15 protein-coding genes are annotated in these 12501 nt (G+C 48.5%); 8 read left to right on the forward strand and 7 right to left on the reverse strand.

Going from position 1 to position 12501, the window contains the following annotated elements; all coding sequences use genetic code 11:
- Window positions 1-9 precede the first annotated feature (9 nt).
- The 6 genes from K7397_RS17970 (at window position 10) to rfbF (ending at window position 4520) form a co-directional block, all read left to right on the forward strand.
- Entirely contained in the window at window positions 10-357 is a 348-nt protein-coding gene (locus K7397_RS17970) for an alpha-helical endospore appendage domain-containing protein (RefSeq protein WP_223069497.1), read from the forward strand.
- The gene (locus tag K7397_RS17975; protein WP_223069500.1) at window positions 354-686 is read left to right on the forward strand and encodes a hypothetical protein; all 333 of its coding nucleotides are present in this window, start codon (window positions 354-356) and stop codon (window positions 684-686) included. Before K7397_RS17970 ends, K7397_RS17975 begins: the two co-directional genes overlap by 4 nt.
- The gene (locus tag K7397_RS17980) at window positions 670-1029 is read left to right on the forward strand and encodes a hypothetical protein (protein WP_223069507.1); all 360 of its coding nucleotides are present in this window, start codon (window positions 670-672) and stop codon (window positions 1027-1029) included. Before K7397_RS17975 ends, K7397_RS17980 begins: the two co-directional genes overlap by 17 nt.
- A gap of 278 nt (window positions 1030-1307) precedes the next feature.
- A complete protein-coding gene (locus K7397_RS17985) occupies window positions 1308-2363 on the forward strand; it encodes a CgeB family protein (protein WP_223069510.1) in 1056 nt (351 codons plus the stop codon).
- A 131-nt stretch (window positions 2364-2494) separates the two neighbouring features.
- Window positions 2495-3580 (forward strand): CgeB family protein, encoded by a 1086-nt coding sequence (locus K7397_RS17990; RefSeq protein WP_337926758.1) that lies wholly within the window; start codon window positions 2495-2497, stop codon window positions 3578-3580.
- A 169-nt stretch (window positions 3581-3749) separates the two neighbouring features.
- Window positions 3750-4520 carry a glucose-1-phosphate cytidylyltransferase gene (rfbF, locus tag K7397_RS17995; RefSeq protein ID WP_223069513.1) on the forward strand — a complete coding sequence of 257 codons (771 nt, stop codon included), beginning with the start codon at window positions 3750-3752 and terminating at the stop codon, window positions 4518-4520.
- A gap of 154 nt (window positions 4521-4674) precedes the next feature.
- Here rfbF and K7397_RS18000 read toward each other — a convergent pair whose 3' ends face one another.
- The 7 genes from K7397_RS18000 to rfbG all read right to left on the reverse strand — a co-directional run bounded on the left by K7397_RS18000 (window position 4675) and on the right by rfbG (window position 10594).
- Window positions 4675-5451, reverse strand: coding sequence for a hypothetical protein (locus tag K7397_RS18000; protein ID WP_223069515.1), 777 nt, complete (start codon window positions 5449-5451; stop codon window positions 4675-4677).
- A gap of 18 nt (window positions 5452-5469) precedes the next feature.
- A complete protein-coding gene (locus K7397_RS18005) occupies window positions 5470-5955 on the reverse strand; it encodes a hypothetical protein (protein ID WP_223069517.1) in 486 nt (161 codons plus the stop codon).
- Between the two features lie 341 nt (window positions 5956-6296).
- Window positions 6297-7427: a DegT/DnrJ/EryC1/StrS family aminotransferase gene (locus K7397_RS18010; RefSeq protein ID WP_223069519.1), complete on the reverse strand. Its 1131-nt coding sequence runs from the start codon at window positions 7425-7427 to the stop codon at window positions 6297-6299.
- Window positions 7428-7441: 14 nt separating this feature from the next.
- A complete protein-coding gene (locus K7397_RS18015; RefSeq protein ID WP_223069521.1) occupies window positions 7442-8119 on the reverse strand; it encodes a GNAT family N-acetyltransferase in 678 nt (225 codons plus the stop codon).
- 26 nt (window positions 8120-8145) lie between these two features.
- The gene (locus K7397_RS18020; protein WP_223069523.1) at window positions 8146-8913 is read right to left on the reverse strand and encodes a glycosyltransferase family 2 protein; all 768 of its coding nucleotides are present in this window, start codon (window positions 8911-8913) and stop codon (window positions 8146-8148) included.
- The gene (rfbC, locus tag K7397_RS18025) at window positions 8910-9482 is read right to left on the reverse strand and encodes a dTDP-4-dehydrorhamnose 3,5-epimerase (RefSeq protein ID WP_223069525.1); all 573 of its coding nucleotides are present in this window, start codon (window positions 9480-9482) and stop codon (window positions 8910-8912) included. Before rfbC ends, K7397_RS18020 begins: the two co-directional genes overlap by 4 nt.
- Entirely contained in the window at window positions 9479-10594 is a 1116-nt protein-coding gene (gene rfbG, locus K7397_RS18030) for a CDP-glucose 4,6-dehydratase (RefSeq protein ID WP_237691033.1), read from the reverse strand. Before rfbG ends, rfbC begins: the two co-directional genes overlap by 4 nt.
- A gap of 202 nt (window positions 10595-10796) precedes the next feature.
- Here rfbG and K7397_RS18035 point away from each other — a divergent pair, with 202 nt between their 5' ends.
- Window positions 10797-11288 carry a hypothetical protein gene (locus K7397_RS18035; protein ID WP_223069528.1) on the forward strand — a complete coding sequence of 164 codons (492 nt, stop codon included), beginning with the start codon at window positions 10797-10799 and terminating at the stop codon, window positions 11286-11288.
- 237 nt (window positions 11289-11525) lie between these two features.
- Window positions 11526-12227, forward strand: coding sequence for a hypothetical protein (locus K7397_RS18040; protein ID WP_223069542.1), 702 nt, complete (start codon window positions 11526-11528; stop codon window positions 12225-12227).
- The last annotated feature ends 274 nt before the right edge of the window (window positions 12228-12501 follow it).

Raw genomic sequence — 12501 nt, forward strand, 5'->3', positions numbered from 1 at the left:
GGTGATGAAATGAGCAAGGAGCATGCTTATCTCAATATACTGGATGCCATGGCGAAAATTCAGTGGAACGTGGCCATGATGCTCGAAGCGAAAGCCCTTGAGGCAGAGAAGGTGCGGAATTGGAGCTTGAATCATTTGCACGCGCACAGCTTCAGCGATCATGAAACCCAGCTTGAAAAGCCTCTTGGCGTTCATGACGAGATGGTAGAGGTTATTGAAGGACTGACCAAAATGGAGAACGGCCTTTGCAGCAACTTGCGGGCGATCCTCTCTTCGGGTGATAGCGGAGGAGAGGATTCGGGAGGCTTTGGAGATCTGTTTGGCGGAGGTTCAGGGTTCGAGGATGACGAGAAATGATGCTGACCCAATTGCCCCTGAGCGAGCGGGAGGCCAAGCTTCAGCTCATCCTCTCCATCTCGAGAAGCCAAAACGCCCTGGCCCGCATTCTCGACAGTATGGCGGACGTGTCGGCTTATTCTGAAGAAACAGCCCGCGCGCTTGCTCATCATGTGAATCGAATGTCGGGGTATCAGCAAGCCATGGCGTCCATGCTTACGAATATCGTGCTGCATCGTCAATATACCGGAATCCCTTCACCCCCTTGGCTCAATACCGATACGGTGTCACCTTTAGAATCGTTTTCGAGTGAACAGGAGGTTTATGAACGAAATGGCACTTACACTTAAGAAGAGACGTACATCGCTGCGCAAAAGAAAGCCCGGCTTGAAACGTTCAAAACGCCAGTTGAAGCGCACGAGGAAAACGCTGCGGAAGAGAACGACTGGGCGGCCTATCAAAGCGCGCAAAAGAAAGCTTGTCCGCGGCAAAACCCGCCGCAGAAGAATGGCCCGGCGCCGCCGGCCCGGTGCTCCGGTCCCCGTAACGGCCAGGGCTGTGGAGAAAGGCGATCCTGCCGTTCTGTATCAGGAGGGGTATAACGAAACGTATCAGGACGGCTTTAATGCCGGATTTGCCCAAGGCTTTGAAGACGGCCATAAGCTTGCTTACCAGGAACAGGAGTTCAAGTAACCGCTAACGCAAGGCGGTTTGGGAAAAGCGTTTGCCCAAGGCTTTTCCCGCGCTTTTCCCAGGCTTTTCCCGGAAACGGGAGAGGCTTTTTTTTATGTAAAGCCCCGGACTGAAACGAAAGGGCAGCTTGCTGCGGAGGCAAGGGGGCATTCGCCAATTTCGAGAACAGCAGGTTAGTCGTCTACGCCTGCGGGTTAGTCCTCCGCATATAGTTATAAAGTCAAGAGATTAACCCATAGATTGGACTGAGTGCTGTGAATACCGGAAACAGGAGTGAGATGAAAGCCGTATACAGCCAGGGCTGGGCCGAGGGGTATCGGTATGGAGGGTGCAGATCGGTTATGGAACGAACCGGGACGCCGGCGGCCTCCGGGGGAAATCTCCGGATCCTTTATGTTCCGCAGGGATTTGAAGCCATTGACTATGGCGTGATTCAGGCGCTTCAGGCTATGGCAGCGGAATTGGTGGTTTCGGGGCCGGAGGAAATGCTGGAGAAAGCGCAGCAATGGCGGCCGGATCTCGTACTCGTCATGAATGCCATGCACGTATTTCCAGCCGAGCACAGCGAGCATATTAATCTGCTGCGAAGCTGGGGAATACGCACTGCCGTCTGGTTTGTAGACGATCCCTACTTTACCGATCAGTCTCTTTCGCTGGCCAGACATTACGACTATGTATTTACGCACGAGCTATCCTGCGTGCCATTTTACGAAGAGGGCGGCTGCAGCAAGGTCCATTATTTGCCCCTTGCCGCGGATCTCGACATGTTCGTTCCCATGGAGGCTCCAAGGCCATACCAGTCGGATATTTGCTTTATAGGCAGCGCATTTTGGAATCGCGTCGCCTTGTTTGACGAACTGGCTCCCTATTTGGCGGAAAAAAAAGTGGTGATTATCGGTCAATTATGGAACAGGCTCAGCCGCCTGGACCTCCTCCAGCCTTATATTCGGGAAGGTTGGGTGGAACAGAAAGAAACCCGAATTTATTATAACGGGGCCAAAATTGTAATTAATCTGCACCGTCCTACGGAGTCGGGCCAGGACAATGCAAATACAGCCAACCTGCCGGGTCTTTCGATCAATCCCCGTACTTATGAGATCGCTGCCTGCGGAGCTCTGCAGCTTACCGATGTTCGCGAAGATCTGTTCCAGCATTACCGTCCGGGCTATGATATCGAAACATTTGGTTCGGCAGAGGAATTGAAAAACAAAATCGAGTATTATCTGGCCCATGAGAAAGAGCGGATCCAGATGGCTTGGCGGTCGCTCTGGACGACCAGACAGCGGCATTCTTATATCGACCGTATTGCACGGATGCTTGCTATCGTGCAGTAAGCCGGGAATATCTTTACAAGGGAGTGGAAGCATTGGTAAATCATTATCGTCTAACAGGAACCGCAAGAAGAGCGGGAAGAAGAACGGCAAGCAGAACAGCAGTAGAGGCAACGCTTGCTGCTGCGCCTGCAATCGCGCCAGCGAGGAAGAATGGCAGAAACGCCGGTTTTCAAGATGGATTTGATGAAGGGTATTTACGCGGCAGAATGGATGTTCTGACAGGAAGACCGGGGACTTTATTTCCGCTGAGACAAATTCATGTCATGTATGTCAGTTCGGGTAAGGGGTATCCTTATTCCCCTGTGGATGAAGGAATTATTGAAACCCTGCGGTCGCTCGCGGGTGTCGTTACTGCAACGGACCCGTCCCAGTCGGTTGCGCAGCAAGCCGCAGAGAAACGCCCCGATCTTGTTCTGGTGCTCGATGGGCTGTATTTTCCTGCGGATCAAGTGGATTCAATCCGGAGCATGGGGATCAAGACCGCCCTGTGGCTGACAGATGACCCCTATTATACCGATATGACCGGGGATCTCGTCTTGCACTATGATTATATCTTTACGCTTGAGCTGAATTGCGTCGAGTTTTACCGGCAAAGAGGGTGCGCTCAAGTTCACTACCTGCCGTTTGCTGCTTATCCCGGACATTATCGGCCGCTTCGCGAGCGGGCGGAAAATTCCCGCAATCTGAGCTTTGTCGGCAGCGCCTTCTGGAACCGGGTTGAATTTTTTCAGCCGATTATCCATGATCTGATGGACCGTGGACTCCATATCAACGGATATTGGTGGGAGCGCATGTTTGAACCGGGCACCTATCCGGGACAGGTGGAGCCCGACAAATGGATGGGGCCGAAGGATACGGCGGGAACCTATAGCAGCAGCAAAATAGCCATTAATCTGCACAGGGCCTACAACGATACGTCGGTCAACAACAACTCGGCTATGATTGAAGCGGCGTCTCCTAATCCGCGGACCTTTGAAATCTCGGCCAGCGGAACGCTGCAACTGGTCGACTGCCGCAGCGATTTGGCAAGATTCTATACGCCAGGTGTAGAAATCGAGACATTCGGTTCTCCGTCGGAACTGATCGAGAAGGTCGACTTCTATTTGTCTCATGAGAAGGAGCGGCGTGAAATTGTGCTGCGGGCGCTGGATCGAACCTTGCGGGAGCATACGTATGCCCACCGGCTGAATGAGCTTCTAACCCACATTTTTGGCTGACCGCCGGGTTCGGGTTTTCCTCCGAATCATGCTCTTCTCCTAATGATCTCTATGGCCTCTGAACAATAACGTGAGAGATGCCGGTACTATAGATGTACCTGTCAAACCAGTAAATACCACATATACTATTATATACTTATTATATTTCCTTACAGAATGGAGAATGAGCATGAAAGTCGTAATTCTGGCGGGGGGATTTGGAACCCGGATCAGCGAAGAAACCCATTCCAAACCTAAACCTATGATCCAGATCGGCGAAAAGCCGATACTTTGGCATATTATGAAAATCTACAGTCACTATGGATTTAATGACTTTATTATTTGCCTGGGATATAAAGGTCACGTGATCAAGGAATATTTCACCAATTACGTTCGTGATGTATCCGATATCACCTTTGATTATCGAAACGGAAGCTCCCAATTTCATAATACGCAAACAGAGCCATGGAAGGTTACTCTTGTCGATACAGGCGGGAACACGATGACGGGCGGGAGGCTCAAACGAGTTCAGCCCTATATCGGGAATGAGCCTTTTATGCTGACCTATGGGGACGGAGTAAGCGATATAAACCTCAAAGAGCTGGTAACGTTCCATAAGACGCATGGCAAATTGGCGACAGTGACCGCCGTGCAGCCGTTCGGCAGATTCGGCGCGTTAACGATCAGCGAGGACGGCAAGGTCAGCGGGTTCAATGAGAAGATGAAAGGGGACGGCAAATGGGTAAGCGGCGGATTCTTTGTCCTGCAGCCGGAAGTATTCAACTATCTGGAGGGAGATGCGACGGTGTTCGAACAGGAACCGCTCGTCAAGCTGGCTGAATCCGGAGAGCTTCTTGCCTATCGGCACAACGGTTTCTGGTATGCCATGGATACGCTGAGGGATAAGAATCATTTGCAGTCCCTTTGGGACTCTGGGCAAGCCCCTTGGAAATTAAGTTGATTGGCTTCGCCTGAAGGGGGACAAGAAAATAATTACGGGGCTATCCAAAGCGGCGATAGCCCTTTTCTTCAGAATGGAACCTGAATCATCATGAATCGTGTTCGGTGAGATGAGCGGACTGAGGCTCTAAACTGGTCACGGTTCTTTTTTATACTTATTTTACTTTTTGAAAAAGATCAAATTTGCTTTCATTTATGTTGTTATTGAATTCAACTTGATCAAATTGAATCGTTTCCAGAATTTTATCATTTTCGTACCGTACGGTTTTAAGAACGACACCCGTCAGATTATCAATCCAAAAATCTTGGGACGTGCCTATCTTTGGATTTACAAGCTGATCAATCTTAATAATTGTTACTTTACGGTCAAGGTAAGTTTCTTCTCCAATTATGTTAATCTGGCCTTGTCGAAATATAGTCTGAGCGAATAGTTCCGGGTGAATCAATTCATTGACTCCCCCTATTGGCAGGAATGTACCATTATAGTGAGGTACAACAACATTTTCTTCAGTAGTTTTCGGAGCAGGCATTGGCTTCATTGGTTTAGAATTCTGAATGGAGTCATTATTCTTAATTTGTACATCGTTTCCGTCATTTACTGCTATGATAACTTCTGACGGTTTGTTAACATCTGCGATAAATTCTACTCTGAACTTATCAGGTTGATGTAGCCATATGTTTGTTTTGGACTGGCCGAACTCATTAATTGTCGTTACAGAACCTTGCAATGAAGCATAGTTATCATTTGCCTTCAGAACTTTGTTTTTTATAATCGGAATATCATTAACTTGATCTTTTGAATTAACGAAATTAGACGCATTTTCTGCTTTTACAGATTCAGGCATAAAGAAAGTTGGTTTTAAAATGAAAGATGCAGTTATCCCCAAGACAATGCCACCGGTAATAACGAACAATACACTTTTTTTATTCATCGATTATTGCCTCCCGATTTAATTATAAAACTTCGCTTCGTCAAACCCAAGCTCACCGGTACTAGAATAGGTACTTACTTGTATACCATTAGGTCCATTTGGAGCAACATAGTAATTCCCGAGGTAATAAAAAATGTTAGAATAATTATTTTGATTTACGTTAAGGTCAACCCTATTGCCATCTCCATCCCATGCAGAATACAGCGCTTGGGCATAAGCGTGACAACTTGTTATGTAAACATAATAATCATCGTTCCCGGTGGAAGTTGGTTTTACATTCCATCCACCGATAGCATTTGATCCGCTTGCTGCATTTTGATAATACATACTACCGTCATATCCACAAGCAGTACTTGTATTAAAGGTTCCTGATCCATACCAACCTGATGAAGCATTCCCGTTATAAACAATGACAGTACTTGCAGCGTAAGACATAACAGAAATAGCGAAGAAGACACAAAGCAATATAGCGAAGCTAGCAACTATTTTTCCATTAAATTTCATTTTTATAGCCTCCGCTTCAAATTTAGTTAAAGAACATAAGATTCTTGTAAAAAAGTATCAAAGATAAGACCTTCCTAAATGTTAATAAGTACCTATTTATCATCATCTGAAATTGTATTTTTTATCCTATAAATGGAATAGCATTACTATTTTAGTATCGAAATTAAAAAAAAACAAGTACATATTTGTATATATTTAGTAAAATCATAAACGACAAAGCGGTTGTTTTTTGTATTCACTTTGGAATTGTAAACCGGACTGTAAAAAAAAGGGGGCGTCCTTCAGCAGTCAAAACTGCTTTTAGGACAGCCCCATCTTATGCTCTGCCTTCGCGGAAAGCGTCAATCCATGTAGGAATGGACACATGCATTTACATACTCTATTTCTTCCTGGGTCAAATCAGGGAACAGAGGCAAGGTGACCAGTTCCCTCCAGACAGCGGAAGCAACCGGGGTCTCTGATGCATATTTCATGAACAAAGGCTGCATGGGCAGCGGCAGGTAATGAACCCCTGTTGCAACGCCATTTTCCTTCATGTGGGTAATGAAACGTTCCCTGTCCTGTACGCGAACCATATAAGCCCAGTACGAAGAATCCTGAAGATGGTATGGGAAGGCGGGTTTGATATAGTCCAGATCTTGGATCCCGGCTATATATTGCCGGAGTATATCCTCTCTTCTCCGGTTCATTCCGTCCAGCTTCTTCAGTTGAACGAGACCGATCGAAGCCATTAAATCGTTCATATTGTACTTATAACCTATATCGGAGATTTCATAATACCAGCTGTTGGCATCGGGATTGCCGAGCTGGTAATCTTCATAGCGCTCCCACGTATCCTTATTGATGCCGATCCAGCGGGCAGGCCGAAGAGGCTTCAGCAGCTCCGGATCATCCGAGGAGATCATGCCGCCGTCCCCGGTCGTCATGCATTTCTTCTCTTCAAAGCTGAAACAGCCGATATCGCCCCAAGTTCCCAGCGCTTTGCCCTTGTAGAGGCCGCCGGCGGAATGGGCGCAATCTTCAATGACTTTCAGCCCGTGGGCTTTGGCCCACGAGACTAGATCGTCCATCGGCACCGGATGCCCCCCGAAATGAACGGGCATCACGGCGACGCAGTCCTTGTCTACCTTTCTTTCCAAATCCTCAAGACTGATTCCAAGTGTAACTGGATCAATATCGACAAAGACCGGGATAAGCCGATTGTACAGGGCTGCCATCGCCGTTGCGGCAAAGGTCAGTGCGGGAACCAGCACTTTCTTTCCTTCCGGAAAACGGTAAGCAGACAGCGCCAGATGAAGGGCTGCCGTACAGGAATTAACCCCTACCGATTCCTTTGAACCGATATACTCGCTCCATTGCCGTTCGAATTCAATGACCTTCGGTCCCAGGCCAAGCCATGCGCTGTTAAACGAGTCCTGAATGCTCTCAAGCTCATCGGTGCCGACGGAAGGTTTAAACAGTCTGACTTTCATGTCCATCCCGCCTTTCAATTCATAAAATTGGTTCCGAGTATTTGAATAAACGTCTCCCGCTTGATCACCATCGTGACCAGTTCCCGTTCAGGCGTGCCTTCGCCCGGAAATGGAGCCCGTACCCAGCGCGTTACGCCGTTCTCTTCGGACCGAATCAGCGGGATTCTCTCTACCTCCTCGGCGCCAAGGCTTTGATGGATACGGATGGCCCGGAAGTTGTCCGCCATTACATGGATATAGCCTTTTTGCAGGTTAAGCTCATTTACGGACCAAGTGCCGAGCGCAATCAGGGCGTAGATCATAATGTTGCCGAATTTTCCTTTACGGCCCCGGAGCAGGTTGTCAAACTCGCACTCCTTCTTGTCTTCATCGTAATGGATCAAACCCACCTGCCCTACAGGGGTAAGTTCCTCATCCTCCACAAAAAACAGAATGCGGTCGTCAGCGTTAACAACCTGGTGCTCTATCCATCGTCTCGTTCCCTCTTCGGATACGGGAAACCAGGTGGTGAACCAGGTTGAGGAAGCCTCTCTCCACTCGGTGAGCATTTTGATTTCAGCATCATTGTGAATGGTATCCATCGTGATAGGCCGCAATCTGCCACGGACCGTTCCTTTTACTACGATTGGGATGCAGCGAGAAGAAATGGAGCTTGCAGGTGTTTCCTTGTAGGTCCGTAATATCTCTTTCATCTTTAACGATCCCTTCTGTTCTTTGATTAATAGTACCCGTTAAGGTCTGCAAATCTTTTGAATGTTTTGTAATCCAGTTTGGCGATTTCTTTGGCATATTTGTTCTGGGACAGCTGTTCGGAATGGTAGCGCAGATAGCTTAACGGCTGAACCACATAAACGCCATTTCCGCGGGTTAACAGATTGATCCAGGTCGCCATATCGACAGCAAAGAACACTTGCTTGCCGGCCATAACGCCAAAGGGCTCGGTAAGGGCGTTTCTCCGGAACAATACGGTCGTAGGTTCGCCAAGATAGTTGGTCTGAGCGGAAAGCATTTGTCTCGCCAGCGTTCTGCCGTCGACGACGGTATCTTTGGAATAAAGCTGTGTAAAGGTTCCAAGCGGCGGAACGTAAATGCGATTGCCCTTTTTGTCGATGACTCGTCTTTGGGAGGCTACCAGCACAACGTCCGGCCGGCTTATCATATGGCGCATCATTTTTTCAATTTTTTGCGGATGGAACAAGTCGTCGTCATTTAAATAATTGATAAATTCACCCTGTGCGAGATTCAGAATTTTTTGCTGGTTGGCGAGAGGGCCAATGTTTTCCGGGTTTCTGTAGTATCTGATGACCGAACCGCGCGGCATGGACTGGTAGCGTGCCACGACTTGCTCGGTAAGATTGTCGGTGCTGTTGTCGCTGACGACAATTTCAATGGTGGGGTACGTCTGGTTCAATGCGCTTCTTAAGGCCAGTTCGAAATAATCCGGACGATTAAAGGTAGGAATTAATATACTTACGAGCGGGTTCATACGGATCTCTCCTTTAATTTTTGAGCTTGCTGACGTTTGAACTCTTCCAGATCAGGGAGACGCGAGTCCCTTTCCGAAAGGACGGGTTTGAGAATCGGCCAGGTGATACGAAGGCTTTCATCATTCCAGATCACTCCGCCTTCATGCTGCGGAGAGTAGCAGCGATCCACCTTATATATCACTTCGCAGTCATCCTCCAGTGTGCAGAAACCATGGGCAAAGCCTTTTCCAATATAAACCATCTTGTTGTTGTCTTCCGTGAGCAGGATGGAATCCCAGCGGCCATAGGTCTGGGAGCCTGGTCTCAGGTCAACAAACACATCATATATCGCGCCCTTGCATACCCGAATCAGCTTCGTCTCCGCATAAGGCTCGTGCTGCAGATGCAATCCCCGAATCGTGCCCTTTTTTCGTGAAAAGGACCGGTTTTCCTGAACCCAGTCCCAGCTTAGTCCATAGTCCTTGTAAGTCTGTTGATCATAGATGCGAGTAAAGTGGCCGCGATGGTCGTTATTGGGGAGGAGGCTTACTTCGTAAACCCCCTGCAGTCTGCATGGCTTGATCATCATTCAGCCTGCCCTCCCTTCATAAAATCGCTGATTTGTTCCAGACTGAATTGTCTCATCTCCCGATTCTGCTGATAGGCTTTGGTCCATTCGACGGTCCGGGTAAGTGCGGTGTCCACGTTCCAGCGCGGCGCCCATCCCAGATATTGTCTGGCAAGAGAGGAGTCCAACCGAAGCTGATGGGCTTCGCGAGGGTGGAGCGCGTCCTCTTCTGTCCGGTAAGCCGCCCCATCCCCCCACTCGGCGCAAAGTCTGCTCACCAGTTGTTCCACCGAAATCGAATCCGCATAATCCGGTCCGAAATTCCAGCCTTGGGCAACAGAGCCGCCGGAGTCCGTCAATTTTTGAGCTAGCAGCAAGTACCCGTGCAAGGGCTCGAGCACGTGCTGCCACGGCCGGACAGCTTTCGGATACCGGATTCGAACGGGTTCCTTGCCCAGAATGGCCCGGAAGCTGTCGGGGACCAGCCGGTCCTTGCTCCAATCTCCGCCCCCAATAACATTGCCGGCTCTGGCCGTAGCAACGGGCACCTTCGGCGCAGCCGAATCCACCGGATTAAAGAAGGCTCTGCGATAGCTGTCCGTAATGATCTCCGAGCAGGCTTTGCTGCCTGAATAAGGATCGCCGCCTCCCAGCCGGTCTGTTTCCCGGTAGCCCCAGGTCCATTCCTGGTTGTCATAGCACTTATCCGAGGTTACATTGATGACGGCCCGGATGGGACAACCGTTTTGAACGGCTTTCCTTACCGCCTCCAATAAATAAACGGTCCCCATCATGTTAATTTCAAAGGTAGCTGCCGGATTGTCATAGGATTCCCTAACCAGAGGCTGGGCCGCCATATGGATCACAATATCGGGAGACGTCTGCAAAAGCGCAGCCGATAAGGAATCCAAATCTCGAACATCATGAATATACGAGTGAATGATTTCATCCATATGGCAAATCTCGTATAAGCTGGGCCGGGTGTGAGGCTGCAGGGCATACCCCGTAACCGAGGCGCCAAGCGAATGCAGCCACAGGCTCAGCCAGGTTCCCTTAAATCCCGTATGCCCTGTTATAAAAACCTTCTTGCCGCTCCAAAAATCCGGATCTATTTCCAGTTTGGCGGGCATCATTTCATCATCCAACCCCCTTTCACTAGCCACATCTTCCTTTTAATAAATAAGATAGCTATTTGCTCAGGGCATCATATGGCTATTGGAGTAGCCTTGAAACCGGCATTAATCTATAGAACTACTAAATTCAAAAAATATGTATTCATCTAGGTCACACCTTTGGTTTTTGCATAGTATAGGAGCGAGAAGGGAGGAGATAACGATGAGCGATTTAGAAGTCAGACTGGAACAACTCATGACCACGCTTCAGAGCTCGATATTGAATGAAAACCATGTTGCCGGCAAATTGTTCAGAAAGTTCGGAGAGGTTCAAGCGACCATGGATTCCTTTAATGACAGCCGCGCTGATCAGAGTGAACTGGGCCAGTTTCAAACGCAAATAGCAGCTTTGAATTTGGATGAAGAACAAAGATCCGAGCTCCAGGCAGCCCTTAAAGCCGCTGCCAACGGCGGGACCACATCTTCGTCTGCCAGCTCAAACACAGACTATCTGAATGAGTTGATGAAGCAGCTGAAACACATTCAATCCCTGATCAGAGATCCCGGAGCGGATCCTGCAGCGGTCGTTTCAACAATCCGTCCATTTTATGAACAGGCCAGTACAGTAGCCCGAAACGTTTTGGGTTCATTCAATTTGAGCGGAAGCACGCTTCTCAGCTCCTTGCAAGCACTAGCTAGAAATCAGGTGCGCTAGAGCTCGTCTCCGAAAGGAAAGGGGCTTTCCCGAAAAGGTATATGAATTTCGCCTTTAGGGAGAGCCCCTTCATTCAGCAAAAATAGCTTCATCGGCCCAGAAAATAGCCTAATGGATCTCGGGTATTTCATAAATTCCGCGTATGCCAGGTTTTTGCATCCGGAACGTTCTTATATATGAGAGTGAATACGTTCTGAAGAAGGGTTTTATTTATTACTAAATTGGAGGTATGACTACATGGCTCCCCAATTAAACTTGGAGGATATGGTGAAAATCATTCAAAAAGCTGTGCGGCCGGAAACGATCACAAGGCTGGTTGACTTCGGCACTTCTGAATTGAAAAAGATAACGGATATTCTAAGCAGCGAGCGTTCCGAGACAGGCCAGACAGGAAAGACAGGGCAGACAGGGCAGACAGGGCAGACAGGGCAGACAGGGCAGACAGGGCAGACAGGGCAGGCCAATAAAACCCACCCATCGATGTCTTCTTTAAGAGATATTATTAGCTCCTTTCTAGGAGATAGCTCCTCGTCTCCTTTTACGCCAATTCTACGCAGGAATATCGGCAAGAATGTGCTGATAACGACAAGGTTGGGAACGGTTGACGGTGTTATTTCGGAGGTAGGTAACCGGTATGCGGTGCTGACTGAAGGCAAGGGCTCCACAGTTATTGTCAATTTTAGCAATACGCTGGCCGTACAAGAGGATGAACCGGAGGAAGGATCGAAAGAGGAAACTTTTACCGAAGCCGGAAAAGTAGGTGCTTTAAAAGGCAAGAATGTAGAGATTGCAACGACGGTCAATACGTTTACAGGTGTTCTCCTGTCATCTAACGAACCCTTTATTACGGTACGTACAAGCGATCCGGACGGCAACGGGGATACTAGAGTTGTGTCCATTCTGACAACTTACGTCGTTTACGTGCGGACGAACGGCTAATTAGAAAAAGATTCATTCCCGGAGATGGGTACGCTGTTTTATAAAACGGTTAAAGAGAGGCTGCCCTGAGCAAGCTTCTCTTTTTTCTGCAGGTGGAAAGAAGGGAAAAGAGAAAAGCCCCTCCATTATGAGAGCCCTGCAAAACACAATGGATTTCCGGCTGGTGGCATGAAAACGCAAGTGCTTTCGGCTAAAAAGTGCCGTAAAATAAACAAATGCAGTCCGTTCTCCCTTAAGAGGCGGGTTGCATTTGTCCTTTCAGCTTTACCACTCA

The organism is Paenibacillus caui, from assembly GCF_019904135.1.
GTDB classification, from domain to species: Bacteria; Bacillota; Bacilli; order Paenibacillales; family Paenibacillaceae; genus Fontibacillus; species Fontibacillus caui.

Excerpts from the sequence above, each read along its gene's own strand:
- K7397_RS17970 (WP_223069497.1), top strand. The coding sequence starts at position 10 with ATGAGCAAGGAGCATGCTTATCTCAATATACTGGATGCCATGGCGAAA.
- K7397_RS17975 (WP_223069500.1), top strand. The coding sequence starts at position 354 with ATGATGCTGACCCAATTGCCCCTGAGCGAGCGGGAGGCCAAGCTTCAG.
- K7397_RS17980 (WP_223069507.1), top strand. The coding sequence starts at position 670 with ATGGCACTTACACTTAAGAAGAGACGTACATCGCTGCGCAAAAGAAAG.
- K7397_RS17985 (WP_223069510.1), top strand. The coding sequence starts at position 1,308 with ATGAAAGCCGTATACAGCCAGGGCTGGGCCGAGGGGTATCGGTATGGA.
- rfbF (WP_223069513.1), top strand. The coding sequence starts at position 3,750 with ATGAAAGTCGTAATTCTGGCGGGGGGATTTGGAACCCGGATCAGCGAA.
- K7397_RS18000 (WP_223069515.1), bottom strand. The coding sequence starts at position 5,451 with ATGAATAAAAAAAGTGTATTGTTCGTTATTACCGGTGGCATTGTCTTG.
- K7397_RS18005 (WP_223069517.1), bottom strand. The coding sequence starts at position 5,955 with ATGAAATTTAATGGAAAAATAGTTGCTAGCTTCGCTATATTGCTTTGT.
- K7397_RS18010 (WP_223069519.1), bottom strand. The coding sequence starts at position 7,427 with ATGAAAGTCAGACTGTTTAAACCTTCCGTCGGCACCGATGAGCTTGAG.
- K7397_RS18015 (WP_223069521.1), bottom strand. The coding sequence starts at position 8,119 with ATGAAAGAGATATTACGGACCTACAAGGAAACACCTGCAAGCTCCATT.
- K7397_RS18020 (WP_223069523.1), bottom strand. The coding sequence starts at position 8,913 with ATGAACCCGCTCGTAAGTATATTAATTCCTACCTTTAATCGTCCGGAT.
- rfbC (WP_223069525.1), bottom strand. The coding sequence starts at position 9,482 with ATGATGATCAAGCCATGCAGACTGCAGGGGGTTTACGAAGTAAGCCTC.
- rfbG (WP_237691033.1), bottom strand. The coding sequence starts at position 10,594 with ATGATGCCCGCCAAACTGGAAATAGATCCGGATTTTTGGAGCGGCAAG.
- K7397_RS18035 (WP_223069528.1), top strand. The coding sequence starts at position 10,797 with ATGAGCGATTTAGAAGTCAGACTGGAACAACTCATGACCACGCTTCAG.
- K7397_RS18040 (WP_223069542.1), top strand. The coding sequence starts at position 11,526 with ATGGCTCCCCAATTAAACTTGGAGGATATGGTGAAAATCATTCAAAAA.